This window comes from Moorena sp. SIO4A5 (assembly GCF_010672005.1).
Lineage (GTDB): Bacteria > Cyanobacteriota > Cyanobacteriia > Cyanobacteriales > Coleofasciculaceae > Moorena.
Map to the genome: position 1 here is coordinate 1 of NZ_JAAHHZ010000080.1, position 23,553 is coordinate 23,553.

Annotated in this window: 23 protein-coding genes and 1 pseudogene; 12 read left to right on the forward strand and 12 right to left on the reverse strand. The window is 43.8% G+C overall.

What is annotated here, in order from left to right; genetic code table 11:
• Positions 1-175 precede the first annotated feature (175 nt).
• From F6K57_RS22315 to F6K57_RS22325, 3 genes are all read left to right on the forward strand, one after another.
• Complete coding sequence (locus F6K57_RS22315) at positions 176-364, forward strand: hypothetical protein (RefSeq protein WP_293070705.1); 189 nt, start codon at positions 176-178, stop codon at positions 362-364.
• A gap of 195 nt (positions 365-559) precedes the next feature.
• Positions 560-1,906, forward strand: a complete 1,347-nt coding sequence (locus F6K57_RS22320; RefSeq protein ID WP_293070706.1) for an OB-fold nucleic acid binding domain-containing protein — start codon at positions 560-562, stop codon at positions 1,904-1,906.
• 79 nt (positions 1,907-1,985) lie between these two features.
• Complete coding sequence (locus F6K57_RS22325; RefSeq protein ID WP_293044544.1) at positions 1,986-2,162, forward strand: hypothetical protein; 177 nt, start codon at positions 1,986-1,988, stop codon at positions 2,160-2,162.
• A gap of 274 nt (positions 2,163-2,436) precedes the next feature.
• Here F6K57_RS22325 and F6K57_RS22330 read toward each other — a convergent pair.
• From F6K57_RS22330 to F6K57_RS22340, 3 genes and pseudogenes are all read right to left on the reverse strand, one after another.
• Positions 2,437-3,339 (reverse strand): annotated as a pseudogene (locus F6K57_RS22330) (serine/threonine-protein kinase); the annotation flags it as partial.
• A 94-nt stretch (positions 3,340-3,433) separates the two neighbouring features.
• The gene (locus F6K57_RS22335; RefSeq protein WP_293021741.1) at positions 3,434-3,742 is read right to left on the reverse strand and encodes a DUF3593 domain-containing protein; all 309 of its coding nucleotides are present in this window, start codon (positions 3,740-3,742) and stop codon (positions 3,434-3,436) included.
• A gap of 172 nt (positions 3,743-3,914) precedes the next feature.
• Positions 3,915-4,205, reverse strand: a complete 291-nt coding sequence (locus F6K57_RS22340) for a DUF2499 domain-containing protein (RefSeq protein WP_008184715.1) — start codon at positions 4,203-4,205, stop codon at positions 3,915-3,917.
• Positions 4,206-4,530: 325 nt separating this feature from the next.
• Here F6K57_RS22340 and F6K57_RS22345 point away from each other — a divergent pair, with 325 nt between their 5' ends.
• Both F6K57_RS22345 and F6K57_RS42105 read left to right on the forward strand, forming a co-directional pair.
• Positions 4,531-4,809: a hypothetical protein gene (locus tag F6K57_RS22345; protein WP_293070708.1), complete on the forward strand. Its 279-nt coding sequence runs from the start codon at positions 4,531-4,533 to the stop codon at positions 4,807-4,809.
• On the forward strand, positions 4,701-5,120 hold the full coding sequence (locus F6K57_RS42105; RefSeq protein WP_364303794.1) for a hypothetical protein: 420 nt from the start codon (positions 4,701-4,703) through the stop codon (positions 5,118-5,120). Before F6K57_RS22345 ends, F6K57_RS42105 begins: the two co-directional genes overlap by 109 nt.
• Before the next feature lie 182 nt (positions 5,121-5,302).
• On the opposite strand, the gene F6K57_RS22355 is transcribed toward F6K57_RS42105, so the two are convergent.
• A complete protein-coding gene (locus F6K57_RS22355) occupies positions 5,303-6,670 on the reverse strand; it encodes a hypothetical protein (protein ID WP_293070709.1) in 1,368 nt (455 codons plus the stop codon).
• A gap of 985 nt (positions 6,671-7,655) precedes the next feature.
• Here F6K57_RS22355 and F6K57_RS22360 point away from each other — a divergent pair.
• From F6K57_RS22360 to F6K57_RS22380, 5 genes are all read left to right on the forward strand, one after another.
• Positions 7,656-9,449 (forward strand): ABC transporter substrate-binding protein, encoded by a 1,794-nt coding sequence (locus tag F6K57_RS22360; RefSeq protein ID WP_293070710.1) that lies wholly within the window; start codon positions 7,656-7,658, stop codon positions 9,447-9,449.
• A gap of 439 nt (positions 9,450-9,888) precedes the next feature.
• Positions 9,889-10,017: a hypothetical protein gene (locus tag F6K57_RS22365; protein ID WP_293070711.1), complete on the forward strand. Its 129-nt coding sequence runs from the start codon at positions 9,889-9,891 to the stop codon at positions 10,015-10,017.
• Between the two features lie 301 nt (positions 10,018-10,318).
• Complete coding sequence (locus F6K57_RS22370) at positions 10,319-11,755, forward strand: peroxidase family protein (protein ID WP_293070713.1); 1,437 nt, start codon at positions 10,319-10,321, stop codon at positions 11,753-11,755.
• A gap of 206 nt (positions 11,756-11,961) precedes the next feature.
• Positions 11,962-12,435 carry a hypothetical protein gene (locus tag F6K57_RS22375; RefSeq protein WP_293070714.1) on the forward strand — a complete coding sequence of 158 codons (474 nt, stop codon included), beginning with the start codon at positions 11,962-11,964 and terminating at the stop codon, positions 12,433-12,435.
• A 69-nt stretch (positions 12,436-12,504) separates the two neighbouring features.
• A complete protein-coding gene (locus F6K57_RS22380; protein ID WP_293070715.1) occupies positions 12,505-13,128 on the forward strand; it encodes a catalase in 624 nt (207 codons plus the stop codon).
• Between the two features lie 874 nt (positions 13,129-14,002).
• On the opposite strand, the gene F6K57_RS22385 is transcribed toward F6K57_RS22380, so the two are convergent.
• The gene (locus tag F6K57_RS22385) at positions 14,003-14,959 is read right to left on the reverse strand and encodes a hypothetical protein (RefSeq protein WP_293030046.1); all 957 of its coding nucleotides are present in this window, start codon (positions 14,957-14,959) and stop codon (positions 14,003-14,005) included.
• A 390-nt stretch (positions 14,960-15,349) separates the two neighbouring features.
• Here F6K57_RS22385 and F6K57_RS22390 point away from each other — a divergent pair, with 390 nt between their 5' ends.
• Positions 15,350-16,054: a tetratricopeptide repeat protein gene (locus F6K57_RS22390; protein WP_293030049.1), complete on the forward strand. Its 705-nt coding sequence runs from the start codon at positions 15,350-15,352 to the stop codon at positions 16,052-16,054.
• A gap of 174 nt (positions 16,055-16,228) precedes the next feature.
• Here F6K57_RS22390 and F6K57_RS22395 read toward each other — a convergent pair whose 3' ends face one another.
• The 3 genes from F6K57_RS22395 to psaM form a co-directional block, all read right to left on the reverse strand.
• Positions 16,229-16,606 (reverse strand): hypothetical protein, encoded by a 378-nt coding sequence (locus F6K57_RS22395; RefSeq protein ID WP_293030052.1) that lies wholly within the window; start codon positions 16,604-16,606, stop codon positions 16,229-16,231.
• Between the two features lie 156 nt (positions 16,607-16,762).
• A complete protein-coding gene (locus F6K57_RS22400) occupies positions 16,763-18,079 on the reverse strand; it encodes a transposase (RefSeq protein ID WP_293070732.1) in 1,317 nt (438 codons plus the stop codon).
• A 674-nt stretch (positions 18,080-18,753) separates the two neighbouring features.
• Positions 18,754-18,849 carry a photosystem I reaction center subunit XII gene (gene psaM / locus F6K57_RS22405; RefSeq protein WP_075900824.1) on the reverse strand — a complete coding sequence of 32 codons (96 nt, stop codon included), beginning with the start codon at positions 18,847-18,849 and terminating at the stop codon, positions 18,754-18,756.
• Positions 18,850-19,174: 325 nt separating this feature from the next.
• On the opposite strand from psaM, the gene F6K57_RS22410 reads away from it, so the two are divergent.
• Entirely contained in the window at positions 19,175-19,933 is a 759-nt protein-coding gene (locus tag F6K57_RS22410) for a DUF475 domain-containing protein (protein ID WP_293030057.1), read from the forward strand.
• Between the two features lie 111 nt (positions 19,934-20,044).
• Here the strand turns inward: F6K57_RS22410 and ndk are convergent, their stop codons facing one another.
• The 4 genes from ndk to F6K57_RS22430 all read right to left on the reverse strand — a co-directional run bounded on the left by ndk (position 20,045) and on the right by F6K57_RS22430 (position 23,455).
• A complete protein-coding gene (gene ndk / locus F6K57_RS22415; RefSeq protein ID WP_293070716.1) occupies positions 20,045-20,494 on the reverse strand; it encodes a nucleoside-diphosphate kinase in 450 nt (149 codons plus the stop codon).
• A gap of 77 nt (positions 20,495-20,571) precedes the next feature.
• Entirely contained in the window at positions 20,572-21,618 is a 1,047-nt protein-coding gene (locus F6K57_RS22420) for a D-alanine--D-alanine ligase family protein (protein WP_293070717.1), read from the reverse strand.
• A 16-nt stretch (positions 21,619-21,634) separates the two neighbouring features.
• Positions 21,635-22,360 (reverse strand): hypothetical protein, encoded by a 726-nt coding sequence (locus F6K57_RS22425; RefSeq protein WP_293070718.1) that lies wholly within the window; start codon positions 22,358-22,360, stop codon positions 21,635-21,637.
• A gap of 42 nt (positions 22,361-22,402) precedes the next feature.
• Positions 22,403-23,455, reverse strand: a complete 1,053-nt coding sequence (locus F6K57_RS22430; protein WP_293030398.1) for a ParM/StbA family protein — start codon at positions 23,453-23,455, stop codon at positions 22,403-22,405.
• Positions 23,456-23,553 lie beyond the last annotated feature (98 nt).

Consider the following 23,553-nt stretch of genomic DNA (forward strand, 5'->3'; position numbering starts at 1 on the left):
CGCATTACCCTCTAGCTGTGAGATAAAACGATTCGGGATTATTCTAGCTAATGCCGGAATATCCATCTCGTAGTACCCCTTCGGGTAGGAACTTTGCTTGAACCCTAGCTTATAGGAAGGTTACGGAACCTCCACTTCCTTGAGCGCCTTCTTCGGTCGCCCAGATAATTTCATTATGACCTATCGCGACCGTCTTAGTCCGTGGGTAATTGTGCGGTTATTACCCAAAATGCAACGAGTGGTTGTTGCTCGCTTTCGTAATCGTTCAGATGCAGAGGGTCACCTGCGCAGTCTCCGACAGCTGATGCCTGATGTCGAATTTATGATTATTTTTGATACTGGGGAGGAATTAGATCAGAAGTAAATAAATAACTGCTTGTTTGTGGACGGTTGACAGTTATTTGTGGACAGCAAACACTTAACAGTCAACCGTCAATTCAGAAATAAAAGTGTTATCAAAATTGACAGTAAACCCCTTGTTTATCTGAACAAAAAAAACTATAGTTTGTGTGGAGGTTAAATCTCCAATTGTCTACAGAGTAAAGGAGAAATTCATGGGATGGTTAAAATCATCAGCCGCAAATCCTTAGGCACTCAACCTGTCTATGATATTGGTGTCAAGGACGACCATAACTTTATTTTGGCAAACGGTATTGTCGCTTCCAATTGCTTCAACAAATCCCACTCGACCGCCTATGGCTATGTAACCTATCAAACTGCCTATCTCAAGGCGAATTACCCAGTTGAATATATGGCAGCGCTGCTGACAGCGAGTAGTAACAGCACGGACAAGATACAGAAATATATTGCTACTTGCTCAACCATGGGGATTGAGATTTTGCCACCAGATATCAATCGTTCTGATTTTGATTTTACCCCAATGTCTAATAGTATATTGTTCGGGTTTTCAGCAATCCGGAATTTGGGACACGGAGCAATTAATTGTATTCTCAAGGCTCGGGAGACTGGTGGTGAGTTTAAGGCTTTGGCAGATTTATGCGATCGCGTCGATTTGCGCACCCTTAACCGCCGTGGTTTGGAAGCTTTGATTTACTGTGGTGCCTTTGATAGCATTCAGCCCAACCGCCAGCAACTTATCAAAGACCTCGACCCAGTGATTAGTTGGGGGCAAGACCGTGCCAAAGACCGAGAAAGTGGTCAGCTGAACATTTTTGATATGTTTGGCAACACTAATTCTGAGCAAGATCAGAACAATAATGCTTGGGAATCTGCTCCGACCGCTCCAGCAGTTTCTGATTTTTCACGCCAAGAAAAATTAAATTGGGAAAAAGAATTGCTTGGCTTTTATGTATCTGACCATCCTTTAAAATCAGCCCGTCCAGTAGCTCAAGTGCTTTCTCCTGTCAGTTTGGCCGAGTTAGGAGACCAAAAGAAGGGGACAACTTTGAGTGCTATTGTGATGCTCACTGAAGTTAAGCCTCACCTCACCAAAAAAAATAATGAACGCATGGCCTTTGTACAGATGGAAGATCTGACCGGTCAAGCTGAAGGAGTTGTATTCCCGAAAACTTACGAAAAAATTAGTTCATTACTGCAAGCCGATTCCCGTTTAATTATTTGGGCAAAGGTGGATGAGCGAGATGAAAAAATTCAGCTGATTATTGAGGATGCTGAGCTAATTGAAACTTTACGAACAGTAGTAGTAGAACTTACCCCTAAGCAAGTTACGACAAACAACCTTAACCAATTAAAATCGATTCTGCAAAAACATTCCGGTAAAAAACGTCAGGCAAAAGTACCCGTACTGGCAACTATTCCTACACCCCAGCAGTATCAATTTGTCCGTTTTGATTCTAAATACTGGGTGCAAAATGACCAAGTAACGGTTAATGCTCTCAAAGCTAGCGGATTTGATGCCCGTACTGCTCCAGTCATCAAGAGTTGAGTAAGGAGTTGAGTCTTTGCTCTTCTCTTCTCAGCAAGCTACTAAAACTATAGCATTTACAAATAGTTCATGAACAATCTTGCTGATTTATAATAACATCAAAAACTCTTCGGAGCTCTTTTTTACTATTCCCTATTCCCTTTTCCCTGTTCCCTACTCCCTGCTCCCTGCTCCCTGCTCCCTGTTCCCTACTCCCTACTCCCTACTCCCTACTCCCTTCTTTATCAACCTGAACCAGGATTTTGCTGAGGATTAGAAGAGCCAATAAACTCAGATTGAATCTCCTCCAATTCCCGATCAAGTTTAGTTTTAGTTTTCGGTAAACTGCTAGAACCAGCAACCTTAGAGCCAAGAGTTGGATGTTTTGAGTTAGGGGTCGGATTACCCATAATTTCAGACTTCAATTCTTCTAATTCTTGAGCAATCCTTTTATTCAATCCCCCGACTGCAGGCTTTGATGGTACAGTAGGTTTTATCGGTGTAACTGGTTTTTGTTGCCTTAAAGGTGTTGGGGGAGTTGTCTTAAGATGCAACTCTTTACTTACCTCAGCCGCTGATTGATAACGTCGGTTAATAGCCCCTGCTATCATCTTGTCTAAGATGCGACCAAGCTGATCACTAATAGGATGACTCAAAACGTTGCGCCAAATCCAGACACCCTCCCTGACATCAAATAAATCACAGGGGTGCCTATTGGTCAACAAATGAATACAAGTGATACCAAGACTATAGATATCACTGGCAAAAACTGCTCTACCAATACTTTGCTCTGGTGATACATAACCAAATGAGCCAATCGCTGTCCCAGTTTTGCCTAGACTAGTGCCAGTAGCAGCTTTCGATGCTCCAAAATCAACTAGAACCAGTTGACCTGGGACCTGGGTTGCTCCCCCGACAACCGAAGACCTTAAACTCCTGCGGCGAATAATGTTTTCTGGCTTGATGTCCCGGTGGATGACATGATGTTGATGAACAAATTGCAGCAATGGCAGCAAATCATCCAGTAGCGCCCGAATTTGTGCTTCATTAAATCCACCCCGACTGGCCAGTTCTTGGACTAAGTTTTGTCCATCGATAAACTCTTGCACCAAATACTGTTGGCTATCTTGACAAAAATACGCCAGCAGTTCCGGAATTTGAGGATGTTTGCCCAACTCATCCAGCCGTACCGCTTCCAGGGTGAATAACTCAGCTGCTTTTTGAACCGTGTTAGTTCCCTGGGCTTGGGGAAAAAACTGCTTGATGACGCAGGGAGGTTTAGACGGTTTATCTTCATCCACAGCCAAGAAGGTTTTACCAAATCCACCCTGACCTATAGGTTTAATCCCTCGGTATCGCTCTTTGAGCAGCAACTTCGAGCCACAGGCAATGCAAAATTTAGTTCCTTCTCGATTTTTGGGATTGGGGCAAGTGGGATTGAGACAGTAGCTCATTATCGTGGTCAGCAGTCGGTCTTTTATCTATAATAATATATTGCCCTATCTACGAACAGATATTTTTGAGGCCATCTTCCCTACTCCCTACTCCCTACTCCCTACTCCCTGTTCCCTTTGCTATATGTTCCATAATTGCTTGTCGGAAGCCCAGTACTACTAAAGTATTGGACAGGGTTAAAAAAAACTCAGCACTACCATGTAGCCAATCCACATCAGCTAATGCTTCCTGATAAGCTACCTTGGAATAAATCCCAGCTGGGATGGTAACAAAAACAAACACCAAGAGGACGTAAAATCCGATTAGCGCTAAACGGGGTGTTTGTCCAGAACGAGTGAGAAACCATAAGAATCCTAGGTAAGGAAATAGGGAAATAGCAAATAATGTGTCTTTAGAAATCATCTGAAGATAAGGAAAAATGCTTGTCAAAATGATTCGGAAAACGTCAGCCGTTAGCTGTCAGCCGTCAGCCGTCAGCTGATAGCTGATAGCTGATAGCACCTCAAGTAGCATCTCAAGTAGCGCTTAAGCTGAGTGATTACCGTAAAACTTATCCCTGGCATTGGTAGCAACCCTACGCTGAACGCCAAATCCACCAAGCTGCTCCACAAAGGGTACAGTTACCTACAACCGTCATCGCTGCTTGGAGTGTTACCATCCACTCCAGGGATTGTTGGTTGTCAAAAAAGTGCCAGGTGATAGCACACATAGCACTGACCAATGCTGGTAACATAGCAAAAGACAATGCCCACCATGCACGATTGCCAGTAATTTCACCATAGGTCCAGATTAACCAAATTGCAGCAATCCACTCGATAACACTGGAAATGTGAATAATCCAAGTTGGAATTGATAGAGCATGCATAAAAAAACTTATTACTACAGACTAATGGGTAATGGGTAATGGGTAATGGGTAATGGCTTAGGAGTAATCAAAATTACTAATTTTAAAGTTACCAAAACCCAAGCTTGATAATAGTGAGGCTTCTAGACATCCCATTATCGACCGTTGACTTGTTTGAGTATACCAAGATTATACCAGCTACTTTACCTAAACTTTAAACTATGATTAGTACTAATGCTAATAACCAATCCGAACATGCCTAATCCTATCCTGGCTAAATAAAATATAGCGTTTATTATAGCTATATAACGATTTTGCCTTTGTCTCTATATCCTCAGGGGACCTGTTGGAACTAGCAGATACAAATAGTGACTTTGTCGCCTCCACGACTTATTTTAATTCACAGACTGGCTACACAACATTTACTTACGAGTTTACAACAGCTGGCACGTTTACCTTGAGTATAGGAGTGGTGGATATGGCCGATTCTACGGTTTTTATAATAAATGGGCATAAATTAGCAATGGTCAAGTTAATACCAACTTTGGTGGCGATGGCAACTCCCTTTGGTTTGATGGCGGTTCTGCAGAAGATAACTCCCGTTATGCTATTACCCAAGCCCTAGATGTTTCTCATGGCGGTACTATTTCCTTTGACCTAATCATTGGTAATATCATTGGTAATAGTAATAATGGAGGGGAGAATGCAGATTCTGGGGAAGATCTCGCTCTTGAATATTCCATTGATAGCGGTATCTCTTGGATAAGACTGGGTTTGTATGACACAGAAGACTACATCAGTTGGAAAACTATTACTGAGAGCATTGACACCGATGCTATAACTAGTGCTACTCAGTTCCGCTGGCTACAGCTTAACCATAGTGGTTCTGGATTCGATAACTGGGCTATTGATAATGTGGATATTGATTTGGTTTAGATTATGAATCACTATAATCATCTGTTTTATTTAATTAATGTAAAATCAAGAATAAAAAATAAAAGGGAAAAAGCCTAGGTTAACTTTACATACCTAATTGATATGCCTAGGTTTACCATTTCCCCTGTAAATGGATAAATTAATCTGATGATTGCCGTATCTTCTTTATATCAATCCTTAGTTCAATTAAGAGCTGCTATCTCTAGTTTAGATAATAGCTCTTTCTCAACGTATTCCAGGTGATGTAAATCCTCAGCTACAATTAATAGAGTGACATCCCCTTGAGTTCCTAAGGTATCAAATTCATAAGGAAAGACAAAATTCGGATTACCATTACCCTGGTAGATTAAGGAACCAATCTTTTCCCTTAGGGTGCTAAAACTACAAGGTTCTATTTTAAGTCTCAACACCTTCCAGCATCCATCGTAGTCACTAGAACCAAACAAATTGTCAAGAATGAAAAATGCAAAGGACGATCCGTTCAGTCGGGCGTTGTTTTCGATGGGAAATATTCCTTGATCTGTGACAATATAATCGATGCCTAAGATGCCAAGATAGCCATCATCTCGCATGTGCTGGGCTATTTTGAAGGAGTAATCGCGAATTAACCCTTCTATCCTTTTTGAATAGGGTTTTCCTTTCACGTTACCGATATGTTGTAACCCATTAAACAGCTGGCATGTTATGCCCAGATGAGCAATTTCTCCATTGCTCCCAATCATCCACTGGTCATTGGGGGATGTAATGACTTTGAGGAATGGCTCAATTAAAAAACAACTCTCTCCCGATGCCAGCATTTTTGGCATCTCAGTGTCGAGGTTACTCCTGTTAACTTTATAAAGTGATGAGCCTACAGACCCTTGTGCGCCCCGGATCATTAACGTCTCATAATCCCTAAGCCAACCTAAGATTTCCTGTCGCAGTTCTGTCTCAAAATCCTCAGAGTCTGATGATTTACTCAGGATAGTTCCTGGTACTGTGGGAATACCAAGAGACTGACACAGGTCCTTGAAGGTGGACTTGTCAAAATACTTTAAGGTAATAGACTGATCACAGCCAAAAAAAACGGCATCAATGGTTGACGCCGCCTGTTTATCTACATCTGCCGAATAATAAGGAACAAACACCAAGGGTTTTCCAATTGATGCAAGAAATGCTCTAACTTCATCCGCTTTTTGCATTATCAGCTCTGAGAGCAGTGCTGGTTCATTTTCACGGTTGAAGGCAAAGACTTTCTGGGGTCCTAAGCCAAGATTTTTCAGCCAGTCGTAGTACTCTGCATCCAGATTGCCAGGAATGATCACGACATCCTCTGAACCAGCTACAGCTAAGGCTCGTGACGCCCAAGGTTCAAGTGTATTCTTGCCCTGAAAGTGGGGTTGGCTTCGGATATCGAAGGCAAATACCCTGACTTGATCTGAATTTGAGGAAATCAAGTCCAGAATAGAGCTTGATTTTGCGATCGCATTTGAGTTTACGCTTGAGTTCAATGCATCCTCTTGATGGGTGTGATTACCAATTAGCCTTTTGCTGCCAGAAGCACCATCCATATGCTTACTCCATACAGACCTAACATACGACTTATTACAAATTACAAGCGAAATTATAAATGAACCTATCTCCGTCTAGGAGTAGGACAAACCGTGCCCGCTGCTACCCTCGTACTTAACTGTGAGCAGTTAACCATAATAACTGCTCCAGAGTCAAGACCCTATCCCATAAGTTTTACTGATGGGATATGCTAAATACACCCTGTTTTTATGAGGGGTCATGGACACAAAATTAGGGGCAATTGCCAAGTGCGCTTAAGCGCTCCTACAGGCTATGCGATCGTCATACTATAGGTTTTAGTCCTATACAAATGAAATTTCGATTGATTTTTTTAACATTTTCTCATAAAAATTAGGTGTTAAGTGTTAGGTATTAAGTGTTAGGTATTAAGTGTTAAGTCTTAGGTGTTTGGTGTTAGGTGTTTGGTGTTAGGTGTTTGGTGTTTGGTGTTAGAACGGGAACATATACAAGCAAGAACCTGATGGGTCACTTCCCATTTGCTGTAGAACTGTTGCGGAGTCATAGCCATTGGACACTGACTGTAGCCTTGGATCAGTTAGCGCCCTGCCTTAGTTAGGGAGTGAGGGGACGCGGGGCAGGTATAGGTTTTACCATAGTTATGGTGTCTTTAGTGATAGGTAGCGGGAAGCCAGGGTCCCCCTGCTCAAAGTTCTGGCTTCCAACTTTTTGGTTAATTTGGGTTTGACCACTTTTTTGATAACCCAAAACACTGAAAAAACACAATTAACGCCTAAAAGTTCGGAAATTATTTTTATAATCGGAGATGTATTCAAATCAACATAAATCAATAAGGACTTAAGCAGTTGCGCTACATATAGTGATGACGTAACCATTGCTCCCCTACAATTAGGGTTGAGGAACAGAAGCAAGGGTAAGTCCTGTCAATAAAAACTAATCACAAATGACTAATGACTATTAGTTACCAATTCCTGGCAAGAGCCGCAATATAAAGGAGTTTTATCAATGAGGCGATGGCGACCCATACTGTTGCTTGTGGCTTTTGTCCTAACTATAGTTCTCTCTAACTGCGTTAGCCCTTCTAATTGGATTGGGACAAATACCCCTCCCAGTCCTACTCCTACTGTTTCTGAGAGTCCTACTCCCAGCCCTACTCCCAGCCCTAGTCCCAGCCCTAGTCCTACTCCCAGCCCTAGTCCTACTCCCAGCCCTACTCCAACTCCAACTCCAACTCCAACTCCAACTCCTTCCCCAACTAAACCTTCTAAGGATTCCAAGGGAAGGACAATCGTTTACGGAGCAGTGGGACAACCAGAAAACCTAGAACCGGGTAATATCAGCGACCGGGAATCCCTAGTTGTCCAGAAACAAATTTACAATCGCCTAGTGGAATACAAGCTGGGAACGATAGAACTGGAACCGGGATTAGCTACTGATTGGGAAGCGTCTCGCAATAGCAGAGTTTGGACATTTAAACTGCGCCAAGGGGTCAAGTTTCATGACGGGACTGATTTCGATGCTGAAGCAGTTAAGTTCAATGTCGAGCGTTGGTGGGACCCGGAAAACAAATATGGCTATCGCGATAAAGACAGAAAGTATCAAATTTGGGCTGATTTATTTGGTGGCTTCAAGGGAAACTCGAAATCCCTATTACAACAGATAGTCATCAAAGATAAGTATACAATTCAATTTGTCCTGAAACAGCCCTTAAGCATTTTTCCAGCGATGATTGGGTCAGGCTACTTTGGTATCGCTAGCCCAACCGCCATCAAGAAAGCAGGTTCTAAGTATGGTCGTGAGTCATCTCTAGCGGTAGGGACAGGTCCCTTTAAATTCAAAGAGTGGCGTAATGGCAAGGAAATTATCCTAGAAAAGAGCCCAAACTACTGGAAACCAAACCTACCTAAAGCAGAAAAGGTAATCGTGCGGTTCATCCCGGATATTGCGAAGCGGCTGACCATGTTGAAATCTGGAGAGATTGACTTCACGTCAGACCTAGTTCCTAAGCAATTAGAAAATTTAGTTGGTGAGGCTAAGCTCAAATCTATTTTCCGTCCCTCCTTCAATGTCGGATATCTATCCCTCAATACCAACTACAAACCCCTTTCTAAACAAAAGGTACGGATTGCGATCGCATTAGGAATTAATCACCAAAAGATTGTCGAAAAAAATTGGCAGGGTTTAGGAGAGAGTGATGCTCACTTCACCCCACCCCTCCTCGATTGGTCTGAGTCACCCAATTTTGGTAGCTATAAATATGATCCACAGCTAGCCAAGCAACTGCTGAGGGAAGCTGGCTACCCCAAAGGCTTTGACCTGGAACTCTGGTATATGAAAATATCCCGCCCCTACTATCCTGATCCGAAAGCGATCGCCCAAGCCATAGCTGATGACTTGGGTAAGATTGGCATCAAGGTTACTTTAAAAACCAAACCCTGGAAAGATTATCTCAAAGACCGACAAAAGTCTCCTGGTTTCCAAGGGTTTATATTGGGTTGGACTGGGGAATATGGCGACCCAGATAACTTCTACTATTCCCACTTCGGACCTAATGCTACCGCTGACCTTGGACGTTGGAAGAATAACCAAATCCTACGGCTATTGGAAACCGGTCGTAAGACCCAAGACAAGGATGCTAGGGCAAGAATCTATCGCCAAGTGGATAAAATTTTATTTGAAGAAGCCGTGCGCATTCCCATTGTCCACTCCCAACCGCTTTTAGGTAAGCGAGCCAATATTCAAGGCTGGAAGCCCAGTCCACTCGGTTCAGAATCCTTTGAAACTGTGGATAAGATTTAGATAGAACACTTTGAAACTCCCCGCATCTTTAGACCGGGGAGTGTCAATATCAGAACTTTCATCCTATCCTATTCTCCTCTGTAAACCCCCCTTCTCACCCACCTGAATGCTTACTATAATTCCAGGATAAGCCAGGGGATGTAGACCTCGGCTTGGGGCTGAATTTATTACCCAGTAAGGATTTTAGCTTGTATGTCACCCCCCCAGTAATTAGTCATCAGTTAGTAGTCACTATTACCGATTCTACTTAACCTAGACACAAAGCCTTACATCTCGAAAACTACTTCTGCCCTATTATTTATTTACTGTTAATACATTTTACCTAAATTTTAATTAGATCAAATCTAATCACTAACGAGTCTTATCAAAGTACCCTCAAGGGTACTGTCAAAGAATTAGTTTATTGGTGATAATCAAAAGGGAACTGAAATCTAAGCATATGCGCTACGCGCAGGCTACGCCAACAGCTATGAGCTATCAGCTATCAGCCATTCGCTTAGCGTGGCCTTTGGCCCAGGCATGTGGCCAGGCTAAGGGAACAGTTTATGCCCATAGCGCTCACTACTAGATCGGTGCTTTTGAATAAAATAATCTGTTCGCGTAGCGTGAGCTTTTAGCTCACGGCTGACAGCTGACGGCTGACAGCTGACGCGAGGAATTTTTGTCGTTATCAGAAATAGGCATAGTTTTTCATGACCTATTTGTAAAGGCTATATATCCAAAAGGGAACTAGTTCGATGACAAAAAAAAGGAATACATCTAGAGACGGATTTAGGAACCGGTTATAAAACTTTGCTTTAAACAAGTTCAAGGGGATTTGGGAGTTTATTCAAAGCAACGACTATCTAAGACGTCAAGCCAACAAAACAATGATTAACAATGTCGTCTACAAAATTCCCACTCGTCCCCATAAGTTAAGCGCGATCGCACCCTATACTTCTTGGGACTCATTAACAGACCGAACCTGGAGCGGACGACATTTACCCCCCGATCCAGAATTCAACAAAGCAGGTAACCTTCCTCCTCTCGAAGACCTTGCTGTTTTGTTTCGCAAAAAAGAGGGGAAAACCATCTATTCCGAGAAGTCTACCCTGCTGTTTCCCTATTGGGTGCAGTGGTTTACCGATGGCTTTTTGCGCACTGATCACTACAATAAATTAAAGAATACCTCAAACCACGGCATCGATTTATCTCCCGTCTATGGGTTGAACATAAAATCTACAGACATGCTGAGATCCAATCAAGGCGGGAAACTGAAAAGCCAGATCATCAATGGTGAAGAATATCCCCTCTTCTATTACGACGATCCAGAAAACGGAGTGGTTAAACCAGAGTTTGACGGGTTGTATGAACCGCTCAATGATGAGAAGCGACTCGACCCAGCCAAGAAAGCAAAACTATTTGCTATGGGTGTAGAACGAGCCAATGTCCAAATTGGCTATGTAATGCTTAATGTTCTGTGTCTGAGGGAACACAATCGCCTGTGTGATTTACTGGCTAAGCATTATCCCGATTGGGATGACGAGCGACTCTTCCAAACAGCCAGAAACATCGTGATGGTGGTAATCATGAAAATTGTGCTGGAAGAGTATGTTAATCATATTACCTCCTATTACTTCAATTTCATTGTCGATCCTCCAGCGTTTACCAATCAGAAGTGGTATCGCCAGAATTGGTTTACAGTGGAATTTAATTTGGTATATCGTTGGCACAGTGCCCTTCCGGAGACTCTGACCTATGACAGCAAGCAAATTCCGATGGTGGATAGCCTCTGGAATAATGAGATGCTGATCAATAAAGGCTTGGGACCATTGTTTGAGGAGACCTGTTCCCAACCAGGCACCAAAATTGGTTTGTTCAACACGGCAGAATTCCTGATACCTGTTGAATTGAAAAGTATCGACTTAGGTCGTCAAGCTCAACTGGCTAGCTACAATGATTACCGGGAAATGTGTCAGTTTCCTCGGGTGACTGATTTCGATCAGATCACAGCTGATGAAGATACTCAAAGGGAACTAAAACGGTTATACGGTGATGTCAACAAGATTGAATTCTATGTGGGACTCTATGCTGAGGATGTGCCACCAAATGCAGCAGTAGGTGCCCTGGTTACCCGAATGATAGCAATTGATGGGTTTTCCCAAGCATTGACCAATCCCCTGTTGGCAGAAAATATCTTCAACGAAGAAACCTTTTCCCCCGTCGGTTGGGAAGTAATACAAAACACAAATACTCTCTCAGATGTGGTAAACCGCAATACTCAACAGCCGGATAAAAGCTATAAAGTAACATTTGACAATCCGTAAGCAAGGCATCGGGTATTGTCAAAGAAAAATTAAAGTAAAAATTCCAGCTCTCTGATTGATAAATCACCATTTATTTAAGTAAAATTTCAGTCTCAATCGCCAGCTATCTGCTCACTTAATTTGACAGTACCCGCTCAAACCCACTGGTATCCTCAAGGAGTGTTTATCAAAACCAATTCCTCAAAATTTTTATCTAAAAAATAACCATGAAGCTATTTACAGAATATCCCGAAAAGGACGAACAAAACTATTACGACCTTGTAGCAGAGCAAGTCAGGATTCAGATGGATAAGCTTTACAAGGATCAGGAACGGGCTTTGCGAGACACCCATGCCAAAACCCACGCCTCGGTGGAGGGAAACCTAGAAATTTTTGATTTTGATGAACAGAGCATTAAGAGTGAACTGGCAAAACGAACTCGGCTTACTCAAGAGCAACTTAATGGGATTTCCCTCAAGCAAGGACTTTTTGCGACACCGAAACAATATCCTGTTCAGCTGCGATTTGCCAATGGGCGAACAAATGTTGAAAACGACTATGTCTCAGACACACGCTCAATGTCTGTGAAAGTGATTGGTGTGGAAGGAGAAAGCTTTGAACAAAGCTACGAGCCAAATACTCAAGATATTATTGTTCAAAATGCTAAGATCTTTTTTATCAAAACCATCAAATATTATTAGGAATTTTTTGGCTCCATAGTTGACTCAGAAAAAGCTGCCCAGAAGTGGCTCAGGAGTCATCCCAGGCAATTGCTAGCCCTAGCTAAAGTAACAGCTCGAACCCCAAAGAGTTTATTAACGGAACGGTATTGGAGTGGTTCTGCTTATGCCCTTGGACTCAAACCAGATTTTGAGCAGTCTCAACCGGGCTTAGTTCCTGTTGACTATCCCGCTGTGATCAAATACGCCTTCACCCCTGTTTCATGCCAGCCTCCCCATCAAAGGATGGGATATCAGTCCCGACCAGGTATTCCCAAACTTCCCTTCATCAATCGCGCTAAGGCTCTGGGATTGGATGGAAGCAAACCGGACAATTACTATCGAGACGAGCTGATCGAACAACTATCAAAAACCGATGCTCTTTATTGCTGGGACTTTGGTATCCAATTCCAAACCAACCCGAAAATGTCCATCGATGATGTCACAATTCGTTGGAGTGAGAAGAAGTCACCATTTTTTACCGTTGGTCGCCTCACTGTCAAGCATCAGATCATCGATTTTGACCAACAATACGACTCTGCTGAAAACCTGCGATTTTCCCCGTGGAATGGCTTAGTGGTTCATCGTCCTGTGGGAGCTCTCAACCGGCTACGTAATATTGTTTATCCGATTGTGGCTAAGTATCGTTATCAAAAACGGGGACTCAACTACTAGTCTTTCAATTGACACTCCCCATGCCTAGAAGCAGGGCTGTTTCATTCTTATTCAGCTATCAGAAGAGTGATGGTAATTAGCGATTATGAAGAACTCCATTAGACACGGGGCTTTCAGCATCGTTGATTTTTTGTAAGGGCTGACGTCGCATCTGGGTCGAGCGCCGATGTCTTCAATTACTCCAACAGCAGGAGTTGATGGCTGGGGTTGACATTATCTTATTGGTGGCCTGAGGTGAAAGTGGCTGAATCAGGGGCATTTAACCCGACATGATATGATACCGAGTTGCATTCAAAGATAGTAGATTGGTTGGATAGGGAGATAGGGAGATAGGGACCCACCCCTAACCCCTCCCAGGAGGTAGGGCTGTTTCATTCTGGCCAAAAATAGATGGGGAGATGGGGAGATGGGGAGATGGGGAGAAAAGGAGCGCGAATAGTCGTGATTTTGGCCAAATTTATCTAACCATACTCAAAAGCCGAATCACGAATTGTTAGTCATTTGAGTTGATTGAAGCCGGCTAATTAGTCAGATTTTAATGACTAAATTTGGGGATTTGTAGGAAAATTTTGAGCTATTTCCCTATCCCCCTATCCCCCTATCCCCCTATCTCCTTTTCTCGTTAACTTATTTTTCTTTGAAACAGCCCTGCCTCCCAGGAGGGGAATATGAGGAGATAGGGAAATTGGGAGATTGGGGGAAGAGAAAGTTGTACGTTTGACCGCAACTTGGTATGAGGTGTGAGGTATGAGGTATGATGTGTCAGGTGTTAGGTCTGAGGTGTTAGATGTTGGGTTAAGTTCTGGTACTTAATGCCTCATCAAGCCCATCCAATGGACCTAGTTTCTAGGATAAGAACAACCCGATGGCTTAGTTAAAATAGCTCATGGGGAAAATCATCACATCTTAACCTTTCATACTCTTTGAGAGCCCACTCATTCTCTTCAGTGTATTTGGTTACCAGCTTAATGCATTGCTGTCTACGTCGATCCTGCTCCTGAGCTTGTTGTTGTGCTTTTTCTCTGGCTATGCGTTGAGCCTCTTGCTGGGCTTGTCGTCTGACTCGTTGAGCCTCTTGCTGGGCTTGTCGTCTGACTCGTTGAGCTTCTTTGTGGGCTTCTATGGTAGAAATTTTAGCATCTGCCCTGTCTATAATTGGTTCAACTTTCTTTTGCCAATAGCTAGTGGTCACCCTCCTAGCGTTTTGCTTAGCCTGTTGCCATTGACCTGCCTCCAGGGCTTGAAGTGCTTGTTTGCGAATCGATACATTCACAGCCCACTCTTGTTTCCATTGGGCAATGGTCTCCGGTAATTTTTGACGAATCAGAGTAGTTTCAGGGATGACTTGAGTTAGAGCAATGGCTTCATTGAGCTTCCCTTGTTCCTGATACAGCTTGGTAGCTTTCTGAAATAGGCTCTTAGACCACTGATTAATTATCTGTTGTGCCTCTTGGTAAGGAACACTATCTGGGGTCAGCTTATTGGCCTCGATAATTGCGTCTTTAAATTGGTTCGCTGCAGCTAGTATCTTAGCTTTGCCAAATAGTTTCTGGGCACACTCATCGAAAATAAGCTGAGTCTGTTGATATATAGGCGACTTTTCAGGAATAGTCGTGGCTTTATTGATGCATTCTTCATATTCCCGTTCTGATCGGTGCTTCTGAATCTCTTCTAAGCGTAATAGTGTATTTCGATAACTTTGCCATTCTTGATATGACCAACCTAGCCCTGCACCAATTACGGCAACTGCTAGCCACATCCCTACCATTCGCAGCCATGGGTTGGTTGGGGGCGAAGACACAGGTGGAATTGAAGGTGGAAGGGATGGCACAGGATTTCCTCCTGAGAGTGGATGCTATGGAATAGTAACTATACTATTTTGAACACATCTATCCGCTTTCTGCTATAGCTGCATTTCAGTAATGACAACCAAACCCCAAACCCCAAACCCCAAACCCCTAGGGAATTGTGCATCTTCCCAAAAGTGTCCACTCCCAGCCCCTCTATAAAATAATCCCCACAAAATTAATTCGTCTTTCAGGAAACTGTCATATTACTGCTGTAGTCTTCAAAGAAGAGTCCCAAGTCCGAGGGACAATCTGGATGGTTTTCTTGGGTACACCAAAGACGCATGAATAAGTGACACATTAAGACCAACCAGCTGGGTGCTGTTAGCCGTAAGGTTGAATCTAGATAGGCTGCAAATGAGGTTGAGGCAAATATGAATGCTCCTACTTTTCTAAATCGGCAAAACCAAAATCGACAGTGGTTCCCAATGTCCCCTAAAAACCACAGGCATTTAGCACCAGTGAAGCTAGTGCCTAGAAAAAGCCACATACACTCTGTGAAAAGCCTGCGCACCTTAGCAAACTCGAAAGTGAAACAAGGGGATTACAGCAGTGCGATCGCATTGTTAACCCAGTTGATTAATCTCAATCCCACCAGTGCATTAGACTACAACAATCGGGGATTGCTGTATTTCCAAAGTGGTCAGCCCTACAAAGCCCTATTTGATTACAATCAGGCACTGCGAATTGATCCAACATTGGACAGTGCTTACAACAATCGCGCTAATTATTATGCATCAGTTGGGCAACTGGCTGAAGCCCTCACCGACTACGAGCAAGCTATTGATATCAATCCGGGAAATATCCGCACCTGGATTAACCAAGGGATCACCTTCCGGGAATTGGGATTGTACGATTTAGCCCTAGAAAACCTTGACATGGCTCTAATGCTAGGATGCCTGGAAGACCATGTCTATGCCCAGAGAGGGCGTACTTACCATCTCAGGGGTGACTGGAACTGTGCCATCAGCGACTATCAAAAGGCTCTGAAGTGGCTGCCCAAGTCCGGTTCTTCTGATTCCTTGCGCGAGAAAGTGGAAAATTGGATCAATGATTTGCTTAAGCCACTGAGAGCTTGAAGGGGTTAGTGATGAGCTCTTGCCTCCCAAAGAGCGATTCGACCTAGGAGACGCGGGGCGCGTTTGGCCGTAGGCCACGCTACGCGAACGCACCGAGCAAGCTGGACCGATTACCTTTAGCTCAGTTTATGCCCACCGGAAGTATAACTAATTTCCATGCCCTCAGTCTGGCCCTCAGTCTGGATCTTGCCAGACGACCTGAACCTGATTCGGATCACGTCGTAAGCTTTGCTCTCGCATTACTTTCTGGGCTTGCCTGGGGTCAAAAGAGCGACTGAATTCACGGCGCAAGTTATTCACTCGTCTTTCAGTTCGCTTCACCTCTCGTTTGACTTCTCGCAACTTGGCTTGCTGTGAGAGATGATAAGGCAATAGTTCCATTAGTGCGGTAATCGCAGCGGCACAGAGAACTAGGTTAACAAGTAACTTAGCCGTAGTTTCACCAGCAACTGCCCCGTAAGACTGTCGCTGCGGACGGTGCTTGATTCGAGGAACTCTTCGGCGAGGTTTTGATGGTACCCGAGTTGAGTGAGGGGTTTGGATTGCGTTCATTTCCGTTTACAATGCCACGCTGGCACACCAGCGCCCTTGGGTTTATTATTGGGTTGATTAAGATAGAGTTTTTAGTATGCACCTTTTATTTAGCCAGATAATTTAGCGAAAGAATAGTCTTTCTGGAACAATCAAGTCCCCAAATAGACTAAGAGCTTAGCTTGACATCCTCCCCTTCCTCAAAGTAACTGAGCTTAGCTCAGTTACTTTGAGGAAGGGGATTCCTAAATCTCGCGAATTAGGTTTTCTGCTTCGACCCGTGCCAACTAGAGTATCGTGACCAATACTCCCCGTCGCTTCCAGTCCACAGACATTTTCTGATACGCTATGCCCTAGCGCAGAGATTCCACGGTTTCTGATTTCTTGGCTAGCTGCCACATCCCGTGTCGTAGTATATCCACACTCACTACAGACGTGAATTCTCATATCTAAGGTTTTTTTACCTGTGTGTGCGCCACAGTTAGGACAAGTCTGAGAAGTACCATTTTTATCTACCTTGGCAAAATAGGTATCGGTTTTCCAGCATACCCAGTGTAGGATCTCCACGAATTGCCCAAAACCCGCGTCAGCCGATGCTTTTGAGAGCATACCCCTAGCCCAACTGACAAAATTGATATCTTCAACAAATATCATCCCTGCACCATCACAAACATGATGAGCCAATTTAAAATGCCAGTCTTTACGAGTGTCTGATATACGTTGATGCAGTCTAGCTATTTTCTGGTTTAGCTTGTGTCTATTATTTGACTCTTTTTGCTTATTCTTTAGCCTACGTTGCAGCAATTTCAGCTTGCGCTGTAGGGTGATCAGAAATCGAGGTCGCTTAATCTCTTCACCATCACTGGTAGCTACAAACTTGTCAAACCCCAAGTCCAAACCTCTAGGATGACCGTGAGGCATGGGACTAGAGACATTGACATTTAGCTGTAGTGACAGCATCACAAAGTAACCAGATGCTTTTCTAACTATCCTCGCTTGCTTGACTTCAAACCCATTGGGAATAGGTCTTGACTGTCGCCATTTCACCCATCCCAGTTTTGGGAACTTAATCCCATCATTTCTAATTGGGTCTTTTCCTAACTGTGGAAAGACAAACGACCGCATCCGATACTTCTTCTTAAAGCGAGGCCAACCAAAACCTCTGGCTTTCATATCCTCCCAAGCTCTATCTAAAGTTCTTAGGGTTTGTTGTAGTACTTGAGAGTGAACTGTTTTCAGATGAGGATAGAGTTTCTTGGCTTGAGTTAATTGCTTGGCTTGCTTATGGTAATTCGGAAATGGTTCGTCGGCAGAAATGATGTACTCGCATTGAATCGAACAAGCATTAATAGGTGACTTACGAGATGCGCACCAATCTTTACGCTGTCTGAGCGCAAAATTCCAGACAGAACGACAAATATCTAGGGTTTGCTCGATAGATTTAATCTGTTCGGCAGTTGGTTCTAGTTTGTACTCGTAGGTCATTGTTAGCATGGCCAGATTATTATAGCTTACATGGGTTATAATGTTGTGTAAAGATTTAAGAGATTTGCCAATTATCGGGGCATCGAACCCCTCAATTGGCTTGAGGGAGTCCATGTCTCCTCGCCCTATGACATCGTGTTCGTCAGCGAACACTCGTCATGATGTCCGACGAGGTTTTATAGCTCCCTCAAACTCCCTCGTTTCGATAACGTGAGTTTGACACATAAATTTCCTGGTGTTGACTCCAATCCAAGGGAAACGACCTTCCAGTCAGGAGAATAATTCAGAATTATTGGTTATAATATCGGAAATATCTATTAACGTTCCCCGGTACACTGACGTTTGCAGCGATTCCTGGGAAATTTGGATCGCGGAAACCCGTCAAAAAGCGATCAATTGCGGTATTTGGTAGTGCTGACCGATCAAACGATACTATTGATAAACTAACTGGGGGGTTAAACCCCTGTTTTTAATTAACGACTGAGAAGCGCAAGGTTCTTCCCCTTTTTTCCATCTCCCCATGGATTTCACTAGCTTTAATGAGGCTTCGCGATTTATTAATTGGTTTCAGTGACACCACCGATAATCCTAGATTATCGGTGGTGTCACCGAAACTATTTTGTTTATCCTTCGTCCGCTCTAGATCCGAGCCGCTTAGGAGCAAGGCTTTGAGCTTCCCAGCACTATTTGTAAAGTTCGGTAGACAGCCGGAATGCTAGAAATCCCGGAAGCAAAGCCAGTAATAGAGCTCCGATAACTTGCGCATCTGAAATAGCCATCGTATACAATCTCCTTTATTTGAGCGATATTCTATACCATTAGCCAACTAATTGGGCTAGTTCTGGAATTCTATCACAATAACTTGTCCTATCCAGATACTATAATCCTTTTAGCTTGGGTTGATCTCAAATTAAGATCACAGCTATTACCTTTATCTTGCTGCAGGTTCGGTGTGGGCGTTAGAACCTCCCTGGGGTCGCAGCGCACTAAAATTCTGATTATAATGTTAAGATTAATTAAATTAGATATCAAAGTTTTAGCAATTTAGGCGATTAAGTCTATGTAATAGACTAAGTTAACCTTTTAAGACATTAAGAATTTTTAATGCTAGACCAAATTCTTAACTCATCGTTTAATGTTGGGCTTGAGGGTCCTGTGGTTTTGTTGATTCTGGTCGCACTAGAAGCTGTACTGTCTGCTGATAATGCGATCGCATTAGCTGCGATCTCCCAAGGCTTAGAGACCAAACAACTTCAACGCCATGCTCTTAACTTGGGCTTAGCAGTTGCCTATGTCCTACGAATCACTTTGATTCTCACAGCCACTTGGGTAGTGCAGTTTTGGCAGTTTGAGTTATTGGGAGCTGCCTATCTGCTCTGGTTGGTCTTTGAGTATTTCACCTCTGATGAAGATGAACAACATCACCATCATGGCCCGAAGTTTACTTCTCTATGGCAGGCAATTCCCCTAATTGCTGTAACGGATTTAGCTTTTTCCTTGGATAGTGTCACGACAGCGATCGCAATTTCTGACCAGACCTGGCTGGTTATTGCTGGTGGCACCATTGGGGTAATTACCCTGCGCTTCATGGCGGGCTTATTTATTCGTTGGTTGAAAGAGTATGTCTATCTGGAGGATGCTGGCTACATCACCGTGGGCTTTGTGGGATTGCGCCTGTTGGTCAGAGCGATTAAACCGGAATTAGTGCCACCGGAATGGTTAATGATTGCTGCTATTGCCCTAGTGTTCATGTGGGGATTTTCTGAAAAGTCTAAGACCCCAGACCTGGAGTCAATTCCTGTAGAAAATGAAGGGCAAGCGGCTTTGGGGAAAGAGCAAAGGGCAAAAGAAGCTAGCCGCTAACTGCTTTTAACAAGAGTCGGGAAGAATTCCGCCATCTCCCTATCAATGATCCCAACGCTCACCAAACATTGGTAGAGCGTGGGACTTGCCGTTTAAAGGTAAATGTTACTGTTACTCATAAAGCCAAGAGGTTATGGTTGGTTCCCAGCTAACGAGCTCTTCTTCCTTAAACCAAAGACTAATCTCCTGCTGCGCTGTCTCAATGGCATCTGAGCCATGGATAAGATTGCGACCTGTGTCTAACCCATAATCGCCCCGAATAGTTCCTGGTTCAGCCTCCAGAGGTTTGGTAGCACCAATAATCTTTCTTGCGGAAGCAATTACTCCCTTTCCTTCCCAAACCATTGCTACTACAGGACCAGAGATGATGAATTCGATTAGTCCACCAAAGAAAGGTCTCTCTTTGTGAACAGCGTAATGCTGTTCGGCAAGTTCACGGCTGACGCTCATCAGCTTCAGCCCAACTAAGGTAAAACCTTTTGTCTCAAAACGCTGGATGATTTGACCAACAAGATTCCGTTGTACACCATCCGGCTTAACCATCAGAAATGTCCGTTCCAAGTTTTTCTCCTCAAATTGTTTAACTCAGCTCAATCTTTGGCGTAACCTTTCCTATCATATTCCGTGCGGACGAAGATTCAAGCCCGTTCTATTGCTAGTTGAATTAACTGATCCACTAATTCTGGAAAAGAAACACCTGTAGCTGCCCACAGTTGGGGATACATACTGGTTGCAGTAAAACCTGGTAAGGTGTTAATCTCGTTGATGAAGATTTCCCTAGTGGCTTCGACATAAAAGAAGTCTACCCGTCCTAAACCAGCCCCATCAACGGCAGTAAAAGCCTGGATTGCCATTTCCTGAATCTGGGTAGTCACGTCAGTGGGCAAGGGAGCGGGGATTAACAAGTCGGCTTGACCTTGAGTGTATTTGGTTTCGTAGTCATAGAAATCACTCTCATAGGTAATTTCACCAACTACTGAGGCTTTGGGATGATCGTTACCTAGTACAGCACACTCTACTTCTCGCCCTACTACTCCTTCTTCTACAATCAACCTACGGTCGTAATTAGCAGCATGATCTAAGGCGGCTTCTAATTCAGAACGCGATCGCACTTTGGCAATCCCGACCGATGAGCCTAAATTAGCTGGTTTGACAAAGTAGGGATAGTTTAAGGTTTCCTCAATTTGGTCACAGAGTTTGGTAAATACACAGGGATCGGACCAAACTTGCGATCGCAAAACTTCCATGTAGTTGACTTGGGGTAATCCGGCTTGGGCATATACTGTCTTCATTGCCAGCTTGTCCATGCCTACAGCAGAACCCAAAACACCACTACCGACAAAGGGAACTCCCATCAGGGTTAGTAATCCCTGAACTGTGCCATCTTCCCCATTCGGCCCATGGAGGATGGGAAACCAGACATCTACCTCACTGACAACAGCCGGAAATTGCCAGACATTACCGCTAGGAGCAGATTCCAGGGGGGTTCCCGAGTCTAAAACCTGTGCGATAGTTTCGACCACTGTCCAGATGCCATTTTTTTGAATGTAGACTGGCACCACTTCGTACTTAGAGGCATTTTCATCGGCACCCAGAGCGTTTGCGATCGCTCTTGCAGAACTAATGGAAACCTCGTGTTCTCCTGAGACACCACCAAACAGCAGTCCAACTCTGCGTTTTGTCATAGCACTATACAGTTAATTAAAAATCCTCTAATAAAGAACCCAAGCGACTTAGTAACGGATCATCAGATTGATCAGCGTCTTTTTCCAATCCTGCTTTAGCCGTAGCATCTGAGTCTCTGGTCGCTTTTGCTGTGGATGCCTGTTCCTTTAAGCCAGATACATCCGTCGTACTAAAATTCGACAGCACCGTTTCGACACCAGCAACTTGCTGTTTTAAGTGTTCGAGTTGTTGATGAGAACGGTCATCCACTTGCTTCACCTGTTCGATTAAGGCTGTTAATTGATCATCAAGTTGATCAGAAGATTCTTCAGTAGATAGAACCTGCTCTAATTTCCCTAGCTGCTGTTGTAACTGCGTCAATTGTTGAGTTGTATTAGAGTCTATTTCCTCAATCCGTTGAGTCATATCACTTAGCTGACTATTCAGTTGGCTAGGACTCTGAACCGATAACGCCTGTACCACTTCAGTTAATTGCTGCTGCAGTTGGGTTAGCTTGTCTTCAAGATTTCCAACACCTGTTGTTTCCTCGGTTGTTTCCTCGGTTGCTTCCTGGGAGGATGCTTTTTCCTCAGAGGATTCTGGTCTTAACAGAAACTCTTGGAGAGCTTGCTTGCACAACATGCTAAAGCTAGGATACTGACCCTTAGCTAGTTCTTTTTCCACTGCCTTTAGTAGGGATTGATCCTCTCGGTTAGAGGTAAATGCTACTGTTTTATTTACTTTTTTTGCGATCGCTGCCATGGGAATTATACCTATAATGTTATCGGATAATTACAATACAATTTATCGAGATGCCGACTGCTTCTGCACCTCTCCATAAATGTATTGTCCCAAAGCATTTGCTTTTCGAGAGGGTTGAGCTAAGTAACCCTTCAGTCTAGCTTCTTTGAAGATAAGTTGAAGATCATTCCAGAAGAATTGTCCACCACCACCCGTCACCACTACGTCTGTGGTGCGTTCTGGTAGCCAAGCGAGCAAGCGATCTGACAGTTCACGGGCAAAACTTTTGCGCAAACTCGGTATAATTTCGTCGAGGTCTGTGGGCTGAGCAGCACCCTTAGGACGATAAAAGCGCTCTCCCTCTGGACGATTAACCGCTTTGATTAATAGCAACGATTGACTATCAGCTCCCTGAATTTGCGCAGCTAATTGATCATAGAACTCATTCATGGCAAACGCTTCACTCTGAGATGCTCCTCTAGCAAATCGGAACGAATCTGCCATGATAAAGTCAGTGGTTTGGTGGCCAATATCCACAACGGCGACGGAACGGTCGTGTAATCCGCCATCCGATGGATCGTTTTCCTGAACTTCAACCCAGATCAAGCTACCATAACCCTCTGGTATCACCCAAACTTTCTTAATCGTAATCGAGACTTGTTCCCCTCTGTAGTACATGACATGAGGGGAAGCGAGGATACCAATTAATTCGTCTTTTTCACGCTCAAACTGCTCTTGGGAATGGTAGGGCAATCCCATGATAATTGCCAAGTCACCTTGAAGCTCGAAATGTCCTACGCAGGCAAAGACTTTTATCAAGGCATCTTCTACTTTCGATTGACCAACACCCAAGTTAGCTCCGAAGTCAGCGGCTAGTTGTCCAATGGCGTATCCTTTGCCTTGATACTCCAGCCAAATATCTAATAGAGGGTCACCTAGTCGAGCTTCAAACCCACCCCGACGCACTTGCTCAACGGTGAGATGGGCAACATTGGCAGGAATTAGCACTACACCATCGGGGTAACGGCTGATACAAGCTTTAGTAGAGGTACGACCTAAGTCAATGCTGAGAATAGGAACTTTATTCACGATGGTAGCAAGCTGTTTAGCAGTCATTCGTTAGTATATAGCAGTTTGTCTAACTCAACTCACAAAAAAATTGTCCGATGTTTGGAAGCCCCGTCTAGGCAAGAGCGGGGTGCGGACAATGATTA